We start from the raw sequence: 18,365 nt of genomic DNA on the forward strand, positions 1-18,365 counted from the left end.
ACCGCCCGCCCCGCCTGGGGTTCGGGTCAATGAACCGCCAGCATGAAAAGGCCCGGCAAAAGCCGCATTTCGTTCATGCTGGCGACAGGTTGCCCCCACTAGACCGAAGCTGCGGATGTGGGGCGATAGCCGGGATTTTTCCCCCTGTTGCCCGGGATCGAACCCACTTCCCGCCTGCGTGACGAACGCTAGGTCGGCCCTCGCTCCATTGCCCCCGGAGCGGGGGCCTTTCCTTTTCTGGCGGCCCCGCTGGTACAGCGCCTCGCGAAACTCTACATCGCGCGCCATGAAGATCGCCTCCTGGAACATCAACTCGGTCCGTTTCCGCATCGACATCGTCGAACAGTTCCTGCGCGAAGAGGCGCCGGACGTGCTGTGCCTCCAGGAAACCAAGGTCATCGACGGCGATTTCCCAGAGGCACCGTTCCGCGCGCTGGGCTACACCCATGTCATCAAGCACGGCCAGCGGATGCACCACGGCGTCGCGATCGTCAGCAAAGTGCCCGTGGTCGAGGACGACCGGCTCGACTGGCAGGCGAACCAGGAGGCGCGGCATGTGGGCGTGCGGCTGCCCAACGGCGTACGGCTGGAAAATGTCTATGTCCCCGCCGGCGGCGACGTGCCCGATCGCGAGGTGAATCCCAAATTCGGCCAGAAGCTCGATTTCGTCCAGCGCATGACCGAATGGTCACAGGGCCTTGCGGTGCCGACGATCCTGACCGGCGATTTCAACATCGCCCCACTGGAATGCGACGTGTGGAGCCACAAGCAGCTGCTCGACGTGGTCAGCCACACGCCGGTCGAAGTCGCGGCGCTGGCCCGGCTCCAGGCGGCGCATGACTGGGTGGACCTGGGCCGCCGCTTCATCCCCGCGCCCGAGCGCTGCTTCACCTGGTGGAGCTATCGCGCCAAGGACTGGGCGGCGAGCGATCGCGGGCGGCGGCTCGACCATATGTGGGCAAGCCCCGAAGTCGCGGCACAGGCGACCGCGCACAAGGTGTGTGAACCGTGCCGCAGCTGGCTCAAGCCCTCGGACCATGTGCCGATCGTCACCGAGTTCGCCTTTTGAGCGCGCGTAGCGCGGCGCTGGCGGTGGACGCGCTGCGGCGCGGCTGGCCGGTCGCGATTCGGGGCAATGCGGGGACGCTGCGACTGCTCGCGATCGAGACGGCGGATGCCGAGCGGCTGCGCGCTTTCGATCCCGAGGGCGCGGCGCCGGTGCTGCTGTCCGCCGGGCGCGCGGCGACGCTCAAGCTGGCGAACCAGCGTGACGCAGCGGTGCCCGACGCGCCGGTGCTGGTCGCGCGCGTGCCGTGGCTCGATTTCGACACTGCGACCGCGCTGGCCGACCCGCAATTCGACCTGGCGACGCCGCTGAAGGGGCCGTTCCGCGCCATTCCCGTGGCACAGGCAGATGCGGCGCAAGCGGCGCTGCGGCTGGCGCGGATTGCGGGGCTGCTGCCCGCCTTTTTCGTGGCCGAGGGTCCGGCCGAAGACTCGATCACCCCGGCGGACATAGACGCGCATGAGGACGCCGATCGCCTGCGCATCGTCGGGCGCGCGCGGCTTCCGGTGGAGATGGCCGAGGACAGCGAAATCGTCGCGTTCCGCACCGACGAGATGCCGGGCGAGCATGTCGCGCTGGTCATCGGCCAGCCGAGTGGCGCGGCGCCGCTGGTGCGGCTGCACAGCGAATGCCTGACCGGCGACATGCTGGGCAGCCTCAAATGCGATTGCGGCCCGCAGCTAAAGGCCGCGATCGCCGAGATTTCGCGGAGCGGCTGGGGCATCCTGCTCTACCTGCGACAGGAAGGGCGCGGGATCGGCCTGATCAACAAGCTGCGCGCCTATGCGCTCCAGGACCAGGGATTCGACACGGTCGATGCGAACACCCGGCTGGGTTTCGCCGTGGACGCGCGCAATTTCAGGGTGGCGGCGCGGATGCTGCGCCTGCTGGGCCAGCCGCGCATCCGGCTGCTCACCAACAATCCGCAAAAGGTGGAAACGCTGCGCGCGGCGGGCGTGGACGTGATCGAACGCGTGCCGCACGTGCTGCCGGCGAACCCGCACAATGCGCGATACCTGGCGACCAAGCGCGACCGGACGGGGCACGAGTTTTAGGGCCAGGCTTGCGCTCCTGCGAAGGCAGGAGCCGAGGGTTGCTCCGCACGCCGCTATCCTGGGCTCCTGCTTTCGCAGGAGTACCGCTGGGTGCGGGGCGCCGTCTGGCACACCGCAGGTGGCGCTACGCCTTGCCAGCCGAAGGCTTTATTTGTTCGCGCAGAGGCGCAGAGAGCGCAGAGACCGAGTACCGCAACCCTCTGCGCTCTCTGCGCCTCTGCGCGAAACATCATCGCGTCTTCGCGCGACTTTCTAGGTGCCGTCTCTGCTTTCGGCCGCACCGCTATCGGACGCCGGCTCTTCAGATCCGCTCCGACGTCGTGCGGCCACAGCCCTGTTGGTCGCCCACATCGAGCAGATGCCTACAATTATGGGGACTCCAAAGACGAGAAATGTCCAGCCAGCGCTCGTGCTGCATGGCGGGGGAACCCCCTCACAGCCTCCGCTGGTCAGCGCAAAAACGCCCACTAAAGGCACGCCAGCAAGGGTAGCGACCGCAAGCGCGGCTATGCATCCCCAATTGGTGTGGCGTCCGTCCAGATAGGCCATTTCTACCCGATCAGCCGCGCCACTTCGTCGAAATCGTGCGCGATGTGCTGCACCCCCAGCGCACGGAGCCGCTCGGCATGGTCCGCCGCGCAGTGCGATCCCGCGCACAGGCCGATCACCGTCGCGCCCGAGGCGACTGCGCCCGTCACCCCCACCGGCGAATCCTCCAGGATGACGCAATCCTCGATCGGCACGCCCAAAGCGGCGGCGGCGTGGAGGTAGAGGTCGGGCGCCGGCTTGCCGCGCGTCACATGCTCGCGGCCCGAGAAGATCTTGTCGCCGAACAGGTCGCGCACGCCGAGATGGTTCAGGTGCGTCTCGATCCAGTGGGTGCTGCTCGACGAGGCGATGGCGCGGGGCAGATCGGCGGGCATGCCCTCGAGGAAGCGCAGCGCACCGGCGACTTCGGGCATCCCCTCTTCCAGCGCACGGCGGTCCTCGATCGCGCGGGCGGCGTGGAACGATTCGGGCAGCGGGCCGCCGATCCACTTCTCTACCGCCGCCTGGAAGGCATCGCCGGCCAGCCCCATGAAATGCGCCATCGAATGTTCGGGCGTAGTCGGGTGGCCGATGCTGGTCAGGAATTCGGCAATCTGGCGGTTGCCCGCATATTCGCTCTCGATCAGCACGCCGTCGAAGTCGAAGAGAATGGCGTCGAACTTCATGCGCGCGTCCCGAACAGAGCAGTGCCGACACGCACATGCGTCGCGCCGATGGTGATGGCGGTGGCGTAGTCGCTCGACATGCCCATGCTGAGACCGTCCAGCCCGTGATCGCGGGCAAGCTTGGCTAGCAGCGCGAAATAGGGTGCGGCCTCGGTCTCCAGCGGGGGCACCGCCATCAGGCCCGCAACGGGCAGCGCCGCCGCATGCGCCTCGGCCAGCAGCGCGGTGAGCGCATCGACCGCGCAGCCGCCCTTTTGCGGCTCGTCGCCGATATTGACCTGGAGGAAGCAGGCCGGGCGGCGATCGGCCTTGTCCATCGCCCGCGCCAGCGCCGTCACCAGCGAGGGGCGATCGACCGAATGGATCGCGTCGAACAGCGCGACGGCCTCGTCCGCCTTGTTCGACTGGAGCTGGCCGACGAGATGGACGGTGATTCCCGGCGTCTCCTCGCGCAGCGCAGGCCATTTGCCCGCCGCCTCCTGGACGCGGTTCTCGCCGAACACGCGCTGGCCGGCGGCGATCAGCGGGCGGATCGCCGGGGCATCATGGGTTTTGGACACGGCGATCAGAGTCACCGATTCGGGCGGGCGGGCGGCGAGCCGGGCGGCATGGGCGATTGCGCCCTGCACTTCGGCAAGCCGCTGACTGGCGTCGTCTGCGGGCATGGGGTGCGCTATAGGGTCCGCGATGCCCGCCCGCCACCCTCTCCCGCGCCTTTGGCTGATGACCGACGAACGCATGGGCGACGCGCTGTGGAACGCGCTGGAACGCCTGCCGCGCGGGAGTGGCGTGGTGTTCCGGCATTATGGGCTGCCGCCAAGCGAACGGCGGGCGATGTTTGCTAAGGTCGCGCGTGTCGCGCGGCGGCGGCGGCTGGTGCTGGTGCGCGCGGGTGCCGCGCCGCTGGGCCGGGGGGCGGCGGGCGCGCATGGGAATCGCCCGGCGCGGGGGCTTCACACCGCGCCTGCCCATTCGCGGGTCGAGGCTATCCGCGCGATTCGCGCGGGCGCGGATGCGTTGTTCGTCTCGCCGGTGTTCGCCACGCGATCGCATCCCGGCGCGGCGGTGCTGGGCCGGGTGCGGCTGGGGCTGATGATTCGCGGGCTGGGCGTGCCTGTCATCGCGCTGGGGGGGATGAACCCCGCGCGGGCGCGGTCGCTACACGGGCTGGGAGTCCATGGATGGGCGGCGATCGACGCCTGGACCTCACGTCCGGTTTAGAAGCGGAAGGCAGTGCCCACATAGACCGCCTGGCTCTCGCGGCGCTCGGCCTCGAGACGCGGCAGGCGATCCTGCTCGCTCTTGTAGCGCAGCCCTGCCGTCACATCGAGGTTGCGCGTCAGCGAATAGGAGCCGCCAAGGTCGATCGAATAGCTGGGCTTGTCGCCGATCAGCACCGGCGTGTTCGCCAGCGGACGATCGGCCGCAGCCTGGACGCGCCCGGTGATGCGCTTGCCCGAATAGCTGATGCCCAGATCGGCGCGCTCACGGCTGCCCGGTTCGGTGACCAGATCGACGCGCGTCAGCTCACCCGACACGGCAAAGCGCTTCCAGCCGACCGAGACGCCCAGATTATAGGCGATCGGCGCGAGGCTGACTGCGGGGGCCGCGTTGGCGGCATTGCGATCGCCCTGCACCGCCCGCGTCGAGCGCGCCCGCACCGCCAGCGTCACCGCCCGGCTGGAGCGCGTCACCGAATCGGAGGGCGTGAAGCGAAAGCCGCTCTGCGGCAGGCCGCTGCGCGCGAGAATCGCCGCCAGCTTGGGGTCCGCCGCAGCGGGGGTGAACGTGTCGAGACCACCGCGTGCCGACGCCACGGCTGCAAGCCGCTTTGCCACCATATGGTCCGCCCGACCGCTCTCTTGCGCCTGTAGCGCCGGCGCGAGGATGGTCCCGGCGACGCAGAGCGCCCCCAGTCCAAATCCCGTCATCCAGCGCGACACGTGCATTAGCATTCCTCTTCCGTGAGAGGCGACTACCACAAGTGCGAACCAAGGTTCCACCTACGGTATAAATTTTAGACTCACTGTTGCAACAACCCCACAGATTCGCCGCATTTCTCTCCGGCGAAAGCGATTCGCGCGCCTTGCTCCCGCCACACGAGCCCCTATAGATGCTCCCCGCTCTCTATTTGCCTTTAGGAATGTGTCGATGAACCGCCTGTTGCGCACCGCGATCCTGGGGTCGCTCGCTCTCTCGATCACCGCATGCGGTGGCCAAAAGCGGCCCAATGCCGATCTGGCGGCGTCGAAGGTCACGACGATCGGCGTCAATTCCTATCTGTGGCGCGCGTCGCTCGACACGCTCAGCTTCATGCCGCTGCTCCAGACCGATTCCAACGGCGGCGTGATCGTCACCGACTGGTACGTCAATCCGAACACCCCGACCGAGCGGATGAAGGTCACCGTCACTGTGCTCGACCAGGACCTGCGCGCCGACGCCCTGCGCGTCGCGGCGCTGCGCGAGATCAATCGTGGCGGCCAGTGGGTTTCGGCCCCGGTCCAGGCGGCGACCGTCCAGAAGCTCGAGGACATCATCCTCACCCGCGCCCGCGATCTGCGCCGCGCCACCATCGTCAACTAAGACTGGATTCATAGCATGGCGTCGCGCTTCAATCCCTTGAAGGCGGACGCCGCGTGGCAGAAGGTGTGGGACGATTCCCGCACTTTCGCCGCGCGCGACGATTCGCCCAAGCCCAAAAGCTATGTCCTGGAAATGTTCCCCTATCCTTCGGGGCGCATCCATATGGGGCATGTCCGCAACTACACGATGGGCGACGTGCTCGCGCGCTTCCGCCGGATGAAGGGCATGGAAGTGCTCCATCCGATGGGCTGGGACGCATTCGGCATGCCCGCCGAGAATGCGGCGATGGAAAAGAAGGTCCATCCCGGCACCTGGACCCGCGCCAACATCGCGACGATGAAGGCGCAGCTCAAGCGGCTGGGCTTCGCGCTCGACTGGACGCGCGAAATCGCGACGTGCGAGCCGGATTATTACGGCCACGAACAGGCGATCTTCCTCGATTTCTTCGAGAACGGCCTGGTCTATCGCAAGGAATCGGCAGTCAACTGGGACCCGGTCGACATGACCGTGCTCGCCAACGAACAGGTGATCGACGGGCGCGGGTGGCGCTCCGGCGCGCTGATCGAACGGCGCAAGCTGAGCCAGTGGTTCCTGAAGATCACCCAGTTCGCCGACGACCTGCTGGAGGGCGTGCGGGGGCTTGAGCACTGGCCCGACAAGGTCAAGCTGATGCAGGAAAACTGGATCGGCAAGTCCGAGGGGCTACAGTTCCGCTTCGCCCTGTCCGACGGCGGCAGCGTGGAAGTGTTCACCACGCGTCCCGACACGATGTTCGGCGCGAGCTTCGTCGCGGTCGCCGCCGATCATCCGATCGCGCAGGCGCTGGCCGAGACGAACCCGGATGTCGCCGCCTTCATTGCGCAGTGCAAGCTGGGCGGGACCACGGCGGCCGAGCTGGAAACGCAGGAGAAGCTGGGCTGGGATACCGGCATCACCGCCGCGCATCCCTTTGATACAACACGGCAATTGCCGGTCTATATCGCCAATTTCGTGCTGATGGACTATGGCACCGGCGCGGTGTTCGGCGTGCCTGCGCACGACCAGCGCGATTTCGATTTCGCGACCAAATACGGCCTGCCGATCCGCCGCGTCGTCTCCGAAGGCGACAAGACCGATCCCGAATTCCGCGACGATGCCGCTTATACCGGCCCCGGCACGCTGGTGAACTCGCACTTCCTCGACGGGCTCGACGTCCCCGACGCCAAGCGCGCGGTGATCGTGCGCGCCGAAGAAGGCGGCTGGGGCACCGGCACCACCGTATGGCGCCTGCGCGACTGGGGCGTCAGCCGCCAGCGCTATTGGGGCACGCCGATCCCGATCATCCATTGCGACAGCTGCGGCGCGGTCCCCGTGCCACGCGACCAGCTGCCCGTGGTGCTGCCCGAGGATGTCAGCTTCGACGTGCCCGGCAACCCGCTGGACCGGCACCCGACCTGGAAGCACGTCCCCTGCCCCCAATGCGGCGCGGACGCCCGGCGCGAGACCGACACGCTCGACACCTTCGTCGATTCGTCCTGGTATTTCATACGCTTCGCCAGCCAGCCGAAGGACAGGCCATTCGACAAGGCCGTGGCCGAGCAATGGCTGCCCGTCGGCCAGTATATCGGCGGGGTCGAGCATGCGATTCTCCACCTTCTCTATGCCCGCTTCTTCACGCGCGCGCTGCGCCATATCGGCAAGCTCGACGTGGCGGAGCCGTTCGGAGGCCTGTTCACGCAGGGCATGGTGACGCACGAGACGTACAAGACTCTCGGCGGCAAATGGCTGTCGCCCGACGAAATCCGCAAGGACAGCGCCGGGGCGATCGAAATCGCATCGGGCGACGTGATCGAAGTGGGCCGCATCGAGAAGATGTCGAAGTCCAAGAAGAACACGATCGATCCCGAGCCGATCGTCGACCAGTACGGCGCCGACGCGGTCCGCTGGTTCATGCTCTCCGACAGCCCGCCCGAGCGCGACCTGGAGTGGAGCGAAAACGGCATCGAGGGCGCCTGGCGCTTCGTCCAGCGGCTGTGGCGGCTGTTCGACGGCCTGGCCGATCAGGCCGGTGCCGAGGGCGCCGACAAGGATCTCGACAAGCGCCTGCATCGCACGATTGCCGGGGTGGCCGAGGATATCGAGGCGCTGACCTTCAACAAGGCGGTGGCCAAGCTCTACGAACTGACCGCCGCGATCGAAAAGGCAGCACCCTCGGCCTCGCGCACGGCCGCGATCCGCACGCTGGTGCACATCGTCGCGCCGATGGTCCCGCATCTGTGCGAGGAAGCATGGGCGGCGATGGGCAATGCGGGGCTGGTCGCCGATGCGGCATGGCCCGACGTCGATCCCGCGCTGCTGGTCGATGACGAAGTGACGATAGCCATCCAGGTCAATGGCAAGCTGCGCGACACGCTGCTATTGGCAAAGGGGCTGTCGCGCGAAGATACCGAAGCGGCGGCACTGGCGTCCGACAAGATCGTTCGTGCGCTGGAAGGCAAAGCCCCGCGAAAGGTAATCGTCGTGCCCGACCGACTGGTGAATATCGTCGCATGAGGATGCTGCCCCTCCTCGCCGCCGCGCTGGCGCTTTCGGGCTGCGGGCTGCGGCCGCTGTATGGCGGCGGCGCGGCCGGGCCCGTCCAGTCAACGCTGGCGGCGGTGGATGTGGCACCGATTCAGGGCCAGTCGGGCTGGCTGGTCGCCAATGCGCTGCGCGACCGACTGGATACCAAGGGGATTCCCCCGCGATTCCGGCTGGAAGTGGCGCTGGACGACCAGATTTCGGGGCTGGGCGTGCGCCGGAACGACAGCGTGGCGCGCGAACGGCGGACGCTGCGCGCCCGCTATCAGCTGATCGATCTGCGCAACGGCACCGTGCTGCTCGATGCGACTGCCGGATCTGATGCCGGCATCGACGTGGTCGGTTCGGAATATGCGACGATCGCGGCTGAAAAGAGCGCGCTGGAGCGGCTTTCGGGAATCGTCGCGGACCAGATCGTCGCGCGGATCGCCCGCTATGCCCGGGCGACGCCCCCGCAATGAAGGCGAACGCGACGCAAATTCGCGCCGCTGTCGACAAGCCGAACCCGCAGACGCGGCTCTATCTGTTCCACGGGCCGGATGAGGCCGGTGCGTCCGAGCTTGCCGAGCGGCTGGCGCGCGCGCTGGGCCCCGATGCCGAGCGCGTCGATATCGACATGAAAGGCCTGCGCGAGCAGCCGGGGCGCCTGGCGGACGAGGCCGCGTCGATGTCGCTGTTCGGCACCGTGCGCTTCATCCGCGTCACGGGGATCGAGGAAGGCGCGCTGGAGGCACTCACGCTGCTGCTGGCCGCCGAGCGCGCGGGAAACCCCGTGGTGGCGATCGGACCGGGACTCAAGGCCAGCGGCAAGCTGGTGAAGATGGCGATCGCGGCCCAGCTGGCGGTGGCGCATGCCTGTTACGTGCCCGAAGGCATTGATGCGACGCGGCTGGCGACGACGGTGGCGCGCGAGCATGGCCTGCGGCTGACGGGCGACGTCCCGCAGCGGCTGGCGCACGCGACCGGGGGCGACCGGGCGATCCTGGCGCGCGAGATTGAGAAGCTGGCACTGTTCCTCGACGCCGCCCCCGATCGCCCGCGCGATGCCGATGGCGCGGCGCTGGACGCGATCGGCGCCGATCTGGGCGATGCCGAGCTGTTTACGGCGATCGACGCGGTGCTGGACGGGCGCGTGGCGGATATCGGCGCCGAACTGGCGCGGCTGAGCGAGGCGGGCAGTTCGGCGATCCCTTTGCTGCGCCAGCTGACCCGGCGCCTGATGACGCTGGCCGAGTTGCGCGCCGATATGGATGCGGGCGCGAGCGTCGACGATGTGCTGGAAAAGCACCGCATCTTCTTCCGCGAAAAGGCCGCCATGGGCCGCGCGCTGCGCCGCTGGAGCGCCCCGCAGATTGCCCGCGCGATCGACCGGGTACGCGTCACCGAACGCGCGATGATGCGCAGCGCCAGCGCGGGCGAAGTGCTGGCCGAAGCGGAATGCACCACGATCGCCCGCGCCGCCGCCCGGGCACGGGGATAGCGCTAGATTCGCTCGCCGCTGAGGCGCTGGCACACCATGTCGAGCTGGTCGAGCGTCGAATAGCTGACGGTGATCGTGCCGCCCTTGGCCGCATGCGCGATCTGGACCTTGAGCCCCAGCACGTCGCCCAATTGCCCCTCCAGCGCCGCCAGGTCGGCGTCACGCGACACGGGCTCGGCGCCCTTGCGCTTCGACGCCGGCTTGGCTTCGCGCGCGAGCTTTTCGGTGTCGCGCACCGACAGCCCCTTGTCCGCTACGACGCGGGCGAGCTTTTCCGGGTCCGGCGCGCCGATCAGCGCGCGGGCATGGCCCATTTCGATCGCCCCCTCGACCACCATCTCGCGCACCGGCGCCGGCAGATCGAGCAGGCGAAGCAGGTTCGCGACATGGCTGCGCGATTTGTGGACCAACCGGGCCAGCGCCTCCTGAGTGTGGCCGAACATGTCGATCAGCTTCGAATAGGCCTCGGCCTCTTCGATCGCGTTCAGGTCTTCGCGCTGGATATTCTCGACCAGCGCCAGTTCCATCGTCTCGGCATCGGTCAGCTCGCGGACGATGACCGGGACTTCGTGGAGCCGGGCGCGCTGCGCCGCGCGCCAGCGGCGCTCGCCAGCGACGATCTGGTAGCTATGGCCGTGCGGGCGCACGACGATGGGCTGGATCAGCCCGCGCGCCGAAATCGACTTGGCGAGTTCCTCCAGCGCATCCTCGTCGAAATGGCGGCGGGGCTGGCCGGGATGCGGCGCCATCGCGCTGACCGGCAGCGTGCGCACGCCGGGCGTGCTGCTGGTATCGGGGCTGCCGTTGATCGGCGCTTCGGGGACCGAGTCCCCCAGCAGCGCGCTGAGTCCGCGGCCAAGGCCGGGGCGAGGTTTGCGTGCGGCAGGTTCGGTCATGCGGCCTTCTTGAGCTTGGGCAGGCGGTCGAGCACTTCGCGGGCGAGCGCGATATAGGCTTCGGAGCCGGCGCATTTATGGTCGTAGATCAGCGCGGGCAGCCCATGGCTGGGCGCTTCGGACAGGCGGACGTTGCGCGGGATGACGGTATCGAACACCACGCGGCCCAGCACCGCGCGGACATCGTCCGAAACCTGATCGGTCAGCCGATTGCGGCGATCGTACATCGTCAGCGCAACGCCGAGGATCGACAGGCCGGGATTGAACCGGCTGCGGATACGCTCGACCGTGGTGAGCAGCTGGCTGAGCCCCTCCAGCGCGAAGAACTCGCACTGCAACGGCACGAGCAGCGCATGCGCCGCCACCATCGCGTTGATGGTCAGCAACCCAAGCGAGGGCGGGCAATCGATCAGGATCACGTCCCAGCGATGCGCGGTGTGTCGGGCCACCGCCGCATCGAGCCGGTGGGTGCGCGCCTCGAACTCGATCAGCTCGATTTCAGCGCCCGACAGGTCCTGCGTCGCGGGGACGATGTCGAGGCCGGGCACCTTGGTCGGCACCGCGACTTCCTCGAGATCATGGTCGCTGAGCAGCAGGTCATAGGTCGAATGCTCGCGTTCCGCCCGGCCGATGCCGAGCCCGGTCGAGGCATTGCCCTGGGGATCGAGGTCGAGCAGCAGCACCCGCTTGCCGGTCGCGGCCAGCGCGGTGCCGACGTTGATCGCAGTCGTGGTCTTCCCCACCCCGCCCTTTTGGTTGGCGATCGCGATGCAGATCATCTTGGGCGTACCCCCTGGGCAACCACGATACCGGAATCCGGCTGTGTGATGCTGTGTTCCACGTGGAAACTACCTTGCCACCGCTCGCCCGCCGCTTCCACCTCTGATTGTGCATTGCGGCCCTTTGGCAGCACCCAGACGGTCGATTCATCGGTGCAGTGCAGCGTAGAGGCGAGCAACTGCGACAATTCGGCCACGGCGCGCGCGGAGATCACGGCGGCGCGATTGAGCGGGCGATAGGTCTCGATCTTGGTCGGCTGCACGGTGACGCGCTTGTCGATGCCCAGCGCCGCCGCCGCATCGCGCAGGAAGGCCACGCGCTTGGCACGCGGTTCGACCAGCACCACGGGACGCTCGGTCAGGATCGCGACGACGATGCCCGGAAGCCCGGCCCCTGCCCCCACATCGATCCACGCGCCGCGCGGCGCAGCGGCGGCGAGCGGCACCAGCTGCGCGGAATCGAGCAGGTGGCGCGTCCAGAGCGAGTCCAGCGTCGAGGCCGCGATCAAGTTCTGCCGGGCCGATTCAGCCTTCAGCAGCGCTCCAAAGCGCTCCAGCAGCGTTCCACGTGAAACACCGAAGGTCTGGTCGATCCACGCGCGGGCTTCGTCTTCGGTCATGCCGCGTTCCTTCGGGCGTGAAGCAGGATGGCCGACAGCGCCGCCGGGGTGATCCCGCGAATGCGCGACGCCGCACCCAGCGTTTCCGGGCGCGCCGCCCGTAGCCGCTCGACCATTTCGTTAGAAAGGCCGGGAATGGCGGCGAAATCTAGGTCGGCGCTGAGGCGGATCGCATCGTTACCGCGCAGCTGGGCGACCTCGGCTTCCTGCCGCTCCAGATAGGGCGCATAGCGCGCATCCTCGATGAACTCGGCGAGGATCGCCGGATCGGCAGTCACGTCCGACACCAGATGGTGCAGCTCGACCCCAGAGAAACGCAGCCATTCCTTCGCCGAGCGGCGGGCGCCGTCCTGCCCCACCGGCGCGCCGCGCGCTGCCAGCACCGTCGCGGTAAGCGTGTCCGCAAACGCCGCCTCGACGCGCGCGCGCTCCTCGAGCCGCCATGCGAGGCGTTCGGTCCGCGCCGGGGTCAGGCACCCCAGCGCCGCAGCCACCGGCCCAAGGCGCGTCTCGGCATTGTCTGCGCGCAGACGCAGCCGGAACTCGGCACGGGCGGTCAGCATGCGATAGGGTTCGGTGACACCCTGAAGCACAAGGTCGTCGACCATCACGCCGAGATAGCTGGTCGCGCGATCAAGTAGCAGCGGCGCGATCCCCATCGCGTGCGCGGCGGCATTGGCGCCCGCCGCAAGGCCCTGCCCCGCCGCTTCCTCATAGCCGGTCGTGCCATTGATCTGGCCCGCGCAGAACAGCCCCGGAATATCGGGCAGGCCCAAGGTGGCATCCAGCGCGCGCGGATCGATATGGTCGTACTCCACCGCATAGCCCGACGTGACGATCCGCGTGCGCTCCAGCCCCGGAATCGAGGCGACCATCGCCGCCTGGATATCGACCGGGAGCGACGTCGACATGCCGTTGGGATAGATCAGCGGCGTATCGAGACCCTCGGGCTCGAGAAAGATCTGATGCCCGTCACGGTCGCCGAAGCGGTGGATCTTGTCCTCGATCGAGGGGCAATAGCGCGGCCCCTGCGCATCGATCGCCCCGCTGAACAGGGGCGAGCGATCGAGCCCTGAGCGGATCGCGTCGTGCGTTGCCTCGGTCGTGCGGGTGATGCCGCAGTGCAATTGGGGCAGAAGGCGCGCGGCGGTGACCGGCGACATCGTCCAGGGTTCGACGTCCGAAGGCTGCTCGGCGACGCGCGCCCAATCGATCGTGCGGCCATCGAGCCGGGGCGGCGTGCCGGTCTTGAGCCGCGCCATCGGCAGCGCAAGCTCGCGCAGCTGCGCCGCCAGCACGGTAGCGGCGGCCTCGTCGATCCGGCCGCCCTCAAGCCGTTCCTCGCCGCGAAAGATGCGCCCGCCCAGAAAGGTGCCCGTCGCCAGCACGACCGCACGCGCCGCGATCGACGACCCATCGCGCAACCGGACGCCCGCGACCCGCCCGCCCTCTACCAGCAAGGCAGAGGCCTCGCCTGCGACCAGGCTCAGGCCGGGCTGCGCGGCCAGCATTGCCTGGATCGCGCCGGCATAGCGCTTGCGGTCGGCCTGGACGCGCGGGCCCTGGACGGCAGTGCCCTTGCTCCGATTCAGCATGCGATAATGTATGCCGGCGGCGTCGGCCGCGCGCGCGATCAGCCCGTCGAACGCGTCGACTTCGCGGACCAGATGCCCTTTGCCCAAGCCGCCAATCGCCGGGTTGCACGACATGGCGCCCAGCTTGGTGAGGTCGAAACTAAGCAGCGCAGTGCGGGCGCCCCGGCGAGCCGCGACCGCCGCGGCCTCGGTGCCCGCATGGCCTCCGCCGATGACGATGACGTCGAATTGCATGTCCGACCGCCTACCCGCTCGGTCGCCGCGCGTCAAAAGCGTTCCACGTGGAACGCCGCTATTTGCCGATGCAGAAGCGCGAGAATAGCGAGTCCAGCATGGCCTCAACGCCCGCTCGTCCCGTCACAGCGTCGAGCGTGCGCCGCGCACTGCGCAGATCCTCAGCCAGCAGGAGCAGGTCCGCCTGCCCCGCCGACGCCGCCAGCGCGTCCGCCGCCGACGCACAGAGCGCGCGCTGGCGCTGGTTGAGCGCGACCAGATCGGGCGGCGGCAAGAGCGTCGCTGCAAGCTCGGCGAGGCGGTTCCATAGAGCTTCGAGGCCGAGCCCGGTCGCCGCCGACACCGCAACGTCCGCCTGCCCGGCATCCTCCCGCCCCGCCACATCGGCGCGGGCATGGACCCATAGCAGCGCCGGATGCGCCGGCGGGGTATCGTCACCCAGCCACAGCACGATGTCCGCCGCCGCCAGCGCTTCCTGCGCACGGGCGACGCCGATCGCCTCGATCGCATCACCCGGCAGGGCCGTCAGTCCGGCGGTGTCTGTGAAGACATAGGCCACGCCGTCCCGCGCGATCGGCACTTCGATCCGGTCGCGCGTCGTTCCCGCGATTGGCGAGACGATGGCGGCATCACGCTGCGCCAGCGCATTGAGCAGCGTCGACTTGCCGGCATTGGGTGGCCCCGCCAGTACGACCCGCAGCCCGTCACGCAAACGCTCGATGGCAGGGCGATCGGTTGCGGCGCGGATCTCGGTGGCGAGCGCGGCGGCAGTCGCCTGGAGCACCGACAGCGTGTCGCTCCCCGCCTCGACATCGTCTTCGTCGCTATGGTCCAGGATCGCCTCGACCTGCCCCGCCAGCGCGAGCAGCCGCGCGGTCCAGCCTTCGACTTCGCGGCGCACGGCGCCCTCGGCCGATCGGATCGCGACCCGGCGCTGCGCCTCGGTCTCCGCCGCGAGCAGATCACCCAGCCCCTCCGCCTCGCTCAGATCGATGCGGCCATTGGTGAGCGCACGCCGGGTGAACTCCCCCGCCTCCGCCGCGCGCAGCCCCGGCATCGCCGCCAGCGCGGCTTCGACCGCGCGCACCACCGCGCGTCCGCCATGGAGGTGCAGCTCGGCCAGGTCCTCGCCCGTCGCGCTGCGCGGACCGGGAAACACCAGCACCAGCGCGCGGTCGAGCAGCGCCCCGTTCGCGGGATCACGCAGCGCGCGCACGGCTGCGCGGCGGGGTTCGGGAAGGCTGCCGGCGAGGCTGCGGACCGCGCCGAACGCCGCCGGGCCGCTGAGCCGCAGCACCGCGATGGCGGCAGGCGGCGCGCCGCTCGACACCGCAAAGATCGTGTCCATGTCAGCCGGTCTTCTTGCCCTCGAACATCCCGCGCCAGAAATTCATCCCCGCCTCGCCCATGGGCGCCCAGGTCTTGAGCATCGCTTCGAACGCCTCGGGGCTGCCCTGCTTGTCGATCGCGTCGACCATCATCGCGATGTATTTTTCGTGCACCGGCGCAAGGTCCGGCAGTCCCATCGCTCGGCGCGCCTCTTCGGGCGTGCACTCTACCTCGACATTGATCTTCATCGCTCTTCTCCGCTTGAGCACGCCTCGGGGCAGAGGTACGCCATGCCCCATGTATGCGCGCGACCATAGCCTGATCGCAACGCCCATCGGCTGCATCCGCATCGAAGGGGATGACGCCGCGCTGTTTTCCGTAACGATCGACGCGGCGGGAACACCCTCGCCGGGCAGCGCCGTTGCCGTGCGTGCGGCTGCCGAGCAACTGGCGGAGTGGTTCGCCGGCGAGCGTCGCAGCTTCGACCTGCCGCTTGCCCCCGCCCCCACTTCACGCGGCGCCGTGCTGCGCGACGGGCTGATCGGTATCGGCTTTGGCGAGACGTGCAGCTATGGCGCGCTCGCGGCGCGACTGGGATCGAGCCCGCGCGCGATCGGCCAGCTGTGCGCGCGCAACCCCTTCCCCATCCTGGTGCCATGCCACCGCGTGCTGGGTGCCGGCGGAGCGCTGGGTGCCTATTCGGCGGGGCGCGGCCCGCAGACCAAATCCTGGCTGCTCGACCATGAGCGGCGCTTCTCCGGAGGACTATTGTTATGACCGAGACCCTCAGCATCGCTGCGTCGGACGGCAGCGGCACCTTCGCCGCCTATCTCGCCCGGCCCGAAGGCACGCCCCGCGCGGCCATCGTCGTGATCCAGGAGATTTTCGGCGTGAACCCCGGCATCGGCCAGAAGTGCGACGATTGGGCCGCGCAAGGCTATCTCGCGCTCGCGCCCGACCTGTTCTGGCGGATCGAGCCGGGCGTGAACCTCGACCCCGATGTGCCCGAGGAATTCCAGACCGCGCTCGGCCTGATGGGCAAGTTCGACCAGACCGCCGGGGTGGCGGACATCGAGGCGACGATCAAGGCGGCGCGCACGCAGCTGGGCGACGGCGGCAAGGTCGGCGTGGTCGGATATTGCCTGGGCGGGCGCCTGGCGTTCATGGCGGCGACGCGCACCGATAGCGACGCCAGCGTCGGCTATTATGGCGTCGGGATCGACGGCCTGCTGGGCGAGAAGCATGCGATCGCGAATCCGGTGCTGCTCCATGTCGCCGGCGCCGATCACTTCGTGACCCCCGACATCCAGGCGAAGATGCACGAAGGGCTGGACGACCACCCCAAGGTCACGATCCTCGACTATCCCGGCGAGGATCACGGCTTTGCCGCCGAGATGGGCAAGCGCCGGTCGGAGGCGGCGGCGCAACTGGCCGATCAGCGGACGAGCGATTTCTTCGCGCAGCATCTGGGGTGATTGTTTCACGTGGAGCGGTCCGCCGGGCCGCTTCCCCTCGAGCATGAAAAACGGCGCGGGCATCGCTGCCCGCGCCGTTTTTGCGTCCGTCAGGTCGGGCCGATCCGGCCCTTCCCTCACTGGTTCATCGAATCGAAGAAATCCTCGTTGGTCTTGGAGTCCTTCATCTTGTCGAGGAGGAACTCCATCGCGTCGATCGTGCCCATCTGCATCAGGATGCGGCGCAGCACCCACATCTTGGACAGCTTGTTCTTGTCGACCAGCAGCTCTTCCTTGCGGGTGCCCGACTTGCCGACGTCGAGCGCGGGGAAGATGCGCTTGTCCGCAACCTTGCGGTCGAGGACGATTTCCGAGTTGCCGGTGCCCTTGAACTCTTCGAAGATGACTTCGTCCATGCGGCTGCCCGTGTCGATCAGCGCGGTGGCGATGATCGAGAGCGAGCCGCCCTCTTCGATGTTGCGCGCGGCGCCGAAGAATCGCTTCGGGCGCTGGAGCGCATTGGCGTCGACGCCACCGGTCAGCACCTTGCCCGAGCTGGGAACGACGGTGTTGTAGGCGCGGCCAAGGCGCGTGATCGAATCGAGCAGGATGACGACATCCTTCTTGTGCTCGACCAGCCGCTTTGCCTTTTCGATAACCATTTCAGCAACTTGCACGTGGCGGGTCGCCGGTTCGTCAAAGGTGGAGGACACGACCTCACCCTTCACCGAACGCTGCATGTCGGTGACTTCCTCGGGGCGCTCATCGATGAGCAGCACCAGCAGGAACACTTCGGGATGGTTCTCGGTGATCGCCTTGGCGATGTTCTGGAGCATCACCGTCTTGCCGACGCGCGGCGGGGCGACGATCAGCGTGCGCTGGCCCTTGCCCTGCGGGCTGATGATGTCGATGACGCGCGCCGACTTGTCCTTCTGCGTCGGGTCGAGCGTGTCGAGCGTCAGCTTGCGTTCGGGATAGAGCGGCGTCAGGTTGTCGAAATTGACGCGGTGGCGAACCGCATCGGGATCGTCGAAATTGACGGAGACCAGCCGGGTCAGTGCGAAATAGCGCTCGCCATCCTTGGGTGCGCGGATTTCGCCTTCCACCGTGTCGCCCGTGCGCAGGCCGAATTTACGGACCTGGTTGGGGCTGACATAGATGTCGTCGGGACCGGCCAGGTAATTGGCCTGCGGGCTGCGCAGGAAACCGAAACCGTCGGGGAGCACTTCGATCGTGCCCTCGCCCATGATCTGGTCGCCATTCTCGGCCTGCGACTTGAGGATCGCGAAGAGCAGATCCTGCTTGCGCAGCGTCGATGCGCTCTCGACGCCCAGCTCCTCGGCCATGGTGACCAGGTCTGCGGGCGATTTCTTCTTGAGGTCCTTGAGGTGCATGCAGGAGTCCGAAATTCTAGCGGGGGGAGCGTCGGCCGGCGGATGTGCGCACGAGAAGCGATGCTGGAGGAAGGAACCGCCGCCCGGGGGCGTTCGGTCTGTTACGC

General features: G+C 68.1%; 19 protein-coding genes. 9 read left to right on the plus strand and 10 right to left on the minus strand.

Going from position 1 to position 18,365, the window contains the following annotated elements; genetic code table 11:
• Positions 1-286: 286 nt before the first annotated feature.
• Both ACG3SL_RS19045 and ribA read left to right on the plus strand, forming a co-directional pair.
• Complete coding sequence (locus ACG3SL_RS19045) at positions 287-1,069, plus strand: exodeoxyribonuclease III (protein ID WP_448662729.1); 783 nt, start codon at positions 287-289, stop codon at positions 1,067-1,069.
• On the plus strand, positions 1,066-2,121 hold the full coding sequence (gene ribA / locus ACG3SL_RS19050; protein WP_448662730.1) for a GTP cyclohydrolase II: 1,056 nt from the start codon (positions 1,066-1,068) through the stop codon (positions 2,119-2,121). The genes ACG3SL_RS19045 and ribA overlap by 4 nt, the downstream gene beginning before the upstream one ends.
• 551 nt (positions 2,122-2,672) lie before the next feature.
• Here the strand turns inward: ribA and ACG3SL_RS19055 are convergent.
• Complete coding sequence (locus ACG3SL_RS19055; RefSeq protein ID WP_448662731.1) at positions 2,673-3,335, minus strand: HAD family hydrolase; 663 nt, start codon at positions 3,333-3,335, stop codon at positions 2,673-2,675.
• Positions 3,332-4,000 carry a YggS family pyridoxal phosphate-dependent enzyme gene (locus ACG3SL_RS19060; protein WP_448662732.1) on the minus strand — a complete coding sequence of 223 codons (669 nt, stop codon included), beginning with the start codon at positions 3,998-4,000 and terminating at the stop codon, positions 3,332-3,334. The genes ACG3SL_RS19055 and ACG3SL_RS19060 overlap by 4 nt, the downstream gene beginning before the upstream one ends.
• Before the next feature lie 58 nt (positions 4,001-4,058).
• On the opposite strand from ACG3SL_RS19060, the gene ACG3SL_RS19065 reads away from it, so the two are divergent.
• Positions 4,059-4,556 (plus strand): thiamine phosphate synthase, encoded by a 498-nt coding sequence (locus tag ACG3SL_RS19065; RefSeq protein WP_448662733.1) that lies wholly within the window; start codon positions 4,059-4,061, stop codon positions 4,554-4,556.
• Here the strand turns inward: ACG3SL_RS19065 and ACG3SL_RS19070 are convergent.
• Positions 4,553-5,290: a hypothetical protein gene (locus ACG3SL_RS19070; protein ID WP_448662734.1), complete on the minus strand. Its 738-nt coding sequence runs from the start codon at positions 5,288-5,290 to the stop codon at positions 4,553-4,555. The two genes, ACG3SL_RS19065 and ACG3SL_RS19070, sit on opposite strands and share 4 nt — an antisense overlap.
• A 196-nt stretch (positions 5,291-5,486) precedes the next feature.
• Here ACG3SL_RS19070 and ACG3SL_RS19075 point away from each other — a divergent pair, with 196 nt between their 5' ends.
• From ACG3SL_RS19075 to holA, 4 genes are read left to right on the plus strand one after another with little or no spacing between them, the layout of a single operon-like run.
• Entirely contained in the window at positions 5,487-5,918 is a 432-nt protein-coding gene (locus ACG3SL_RS19075; protein ID WP_448662735.1) for a DUF3576 domain-containing protein, read from the plus strand.
• Positions 5,919-5,933: 15 nt separating this feature from the next.
• Positions 5,934-8,450, plus strand: coding sequence for a leucine--tRNA ligase (gene leuS / locus ACG3SL_RS19080; RefSeq protein WP_448662736.1), 2,517 nt, complete (start codon positions 5,934-5,936; stop codon positions 8,448-8,450).
• Positions 8,447-8,938 (plus strand): LPS assembly lipoprotein LptE, encoded by a 492-nt coding sequence (lptE, locus tag ACG3SL_RS19085; RefSeq protein ID WP_448662737.1) that lies wholly within the window; start codon positions 8,447-8,449, stop codon positions 8,936-8,938. The genes leuS and lptE overlap by 4 nt, the downstream gene beginning before the upstream one ends.
• Positions 8,935-9,957 (plus strand): DNA polymerase III subunit delta, encoded by a 1,023-nt coding sequence (holA, locus tag ACG3SL_RS19090; protein WP_448662738.1) that lies wholly within the window; start codon positions 8,935-8,937, stop codon positions 9,955-9,957. The genes lptE and holA overlap by 4 nt, the downstream gene beginning before the upstream one ends.
• A 2-nt stretch (positions 9,958-9,959) precedes the next feature.
• Here holA and ACG3SL_RS19095 read toward each other — a convergent pair whose 3' ends face one another.
• From ACG3SL_RS19095 to ACG3SL_RS19120, 6 genes are read right to left on the minus strand one after another with little or no spacing between them, the layout of a single operon-like run.
• Positions 9,960-10,853 carry a ParB/RepB/Spo0J family partition protein gene (locus tag ACG3SL_RS19095; protein ID WP_448662739.1) on the minus strand — a complete coding sequence of 298 codons (894 nt, stop codon included), beginning with the start codon at positions 10,851-10,853 and terminating at the stop codon, positions 9,960-9,962.
• On the minus strand, positions 10,850-11,632 hold the full coding sequence (locus tag ACG3SL_RS19100) for a ParA family protein (RefSeq protein ID WP_448662740.1): 783 nt from the start codon (positions 11,630-11,632) through the stop codon (positions 10,850-10,852). The genes ACG3SL_RS19095 and ACG3SL_RS19100 overlap by 4 nt, the downstream gene beginning before the upstream one ends.
• Complete coding sequence (rsmG, locus tag ACG3SL_RS19105) at positions 11,629-12,252, minus strand: 16S rRNA (guanine(527)-N(7))-methyltransferase RsmG (RefSeq protein WP_448662741.1); 624 nt, start codon at positions 12,250-12,252, stop codon at positions 11,629-11,631. Before rsmG ends, ACG3SL_RS19100 begins: the two co-directional genes overlap by 4 nt.
• A complete protein-coding gene (mnmG, locus tag ACG3SL_RS19110; RefSeq protein ID WP_448662742.1) occupies positions 12,249-14,081 on the minus strand; it encodes a tRNA uridine-5-carboxymethylaminomethyl(34) synthesis enzyme MnmG in 1,833 nt (610 codons plus the stop codon). The genes rsmG and mnmG overlap by 4 nt, the downstream gene beginning before the upstream one ends.
• A 58-nt stretch (positions 14,082-14,139) precedes the next feature.
• Positions 14,140-15,429, minus strand: coding sequence for a tRNA uridine-5-carboxymethylaminomethyl(34) synthesis GTPase MnmE (gene mnmE / locus ACG3SL_RS19115; protein WP_448662743.1), 1,290 nt, complete (start codon positions 15,427-15,429; stop codon positions 14,140-14,142).
• A 1-nt stretch (position 15,430) separates the two neighbouring features.
• Positions 15,431-15,658 carry a DUF6489 family protein gene (locus ACG3SL_RS19120; RefSeq protein WP_448662744.1) on the minus strand — a complete coding sequence of 76 codons (228 nt, stop codon included), beginning with the start codon at positions 15,656-15,658 and terminating at the stop codon, positions 15,431-15,433.
• Between the two features lie 49 nt (positions 15,659-15,707).
• Between ACG3SL_RS19120 and ACG3SL_RS19125 the strand changes: the two genes are divergently transcribed.
• Positions 15,708-16,187: a methylated-DNA--[protein]-cysteine S-methyltransferase gene (locus ACG3SL_RS19125; RefSeq protein ID WP_448662745.1), complete on the plus strand. Its 480-nt coding sequence runs from the start codon at positions 15,708-15,710 to the stop codon at positions 16,185-16,187.
• Positions 16,184-16,885, plus strand: a complete 702-nt coding sequence (locus ACG3SL_RS19130) for a dienelactone hydrolase family protein (RefSeq protein ID WP_448662746.1) — start codon at positions 16,184-16,186, stop codon at positions 16,883-16,885. Before ACG3SL_RS19125 ends, ACG3SL_RS19130 begins: the two co-directional genes overlap by 4 nt.
• A 116-nt stretch (positions 16,886-17,001) precedes the next feature.
• Here ACG3SL_RS19130 and rho read toward each other — a convergent pair whose 3' ends face one another.
• A complete protein-coding gene (rho, locus tag ACG3SL_RS19135; RefSeq protein ID WP_448662747.1) occupies positions 17,002-18,258 on the minus strand; it encodes a transcription termination factor Rho in 1,257 nt (418 codons plus the stop codon).
• Between the last annotated feature and the right edge of the window lie 107 nt (positions 18,259-18,365).

This window comes from Sphingomonas degradans, from assembly GCF_053502645.1.

Bases quoted from the DNA above. Each gene is read 5' to 3' on its own strand.
- ACG3SL_RS19125 (WP_448662745.1), top strand. From the start codon at position 15,708: ATGTATGCGCGCGACCATAGCCTGATCGCAACGCCCATCGGCTGCATC.
- ACG3SL_RS19095 (WP_448662739.1), bottom strand. From the start codon at position 10,853: ATGACCGAACCTGCCGCACGCAAACCTCGCCCCGGCCTTGGCCGCGGA.
- ACG3SL_RS19100 (WP_448662740.1), bottom strand. From the start codon at position 11,632: ATGATCTGCATCGCGATCGCCAACCAAAAGGGCGGGGTGGGGAAGACC.
- leuS (WP_448662736.1), top strand. From the start codon at position 5,934: ATGGCGTCGCGCTTCAATCCCTTGAAGGCGGACGCCGCGTGGCAGAAG.
- ACG3SL_RS19060 (WP_448662732.1), bottom strand. From the start codon at position 4,000: ATGCCCGCAGACGACGCCAGTCAGCGGCTTGCCGAAGTGCAGGGCGCA.
- ACG3SL_RS19120 (WP_448662744.1), bottom strand. From the start codon at position 15,658: ATGAAGATCAATGTCGAGGTAGAGTGCACGCCCGAAGAGGCGCGCCGA.
- ACG3SL_RS19070 (WP_448662734.1), bottom strand. From the start codon at position 5,290: ATGCTAATGCACGTGTCGCGCTGGATGACGGGATTTGGACTGGGGGCG.
- ACG3SL_RS19045 (WP_448662729.1), top strand. From the start codon at position 287: ATGAAGATCGCCTCCTGGAACATCAACTCGGTCCGTTTCCGCATCGAC.
- ACG3SL_RS19130 (WP_448662746.1), top strand. From the start codon at position 16,184: ATGACCGAGACCCTCAGCATCGCTGCGTCGGACGGCAGCGGCACCTTC.
- mnmG (WP_448662742.1), bottom strand. From the start codon at position 14,081: ATGCAATTCGACGTCATCGTCATCGGCGGAGGCCATGCGGGCACCGAG.
- rho (WP_448662747.1), bottom strand. From the start codon at position 18,258: ATGCACCTCAAGGACCTCAAGAAGAAATCGCCCGCAGACCTGGTCACC.
- ACG3SL_RS19075 (WP_448662735.1), top strand. From the start codon at position 5,487: ATGAACCGCCTGTTGCGCACCGCGATCCTGGGGTCGCTCGCTCTCTCG.
- lptE (WP_448662737.1), top strand. From the start codon at position 8,447: ATGAGGATGCTGCCCCTCCTCGCCGCCGCGCTGGCGCTTTCGGGCTGC.
- holA (WP_448662738.1), top strand. From the start codon at position 8,935: ATGAAGGCGAACGCGACGCAAATTCGCGCCGCTGTCGACAAGCCGAAC.
- mnmE (WP_448662743.1), bottom strand. From the start codon at position 15,429: ATGGACACGATCTTTGCGGTGTCGAGCGGCGCGCCGCCTGCCGCCATC.
- ACG3SL_RS19055 (WP_448662731.1), bottom strand. From the start codon at position 3,335: ATGAAGTTCGACGCCATTCTCTTCGACTTCGACGGCGTGCTGATCGAG.
- ACG3SL_RS19065 (WP_448662733.1), top strand. From the start codon at position 4,059: ATGACCGACGAACGCATGGGCGACGCGCTGTGGAACGCGCTGGAACGC.
- rsmG (WP_448662741.1), bottom strand. From the start codon at position 12,252: ATGACCGAAGACGAAGCCCGCGCGTGGATCGACCAGACCTTCGGTGTT.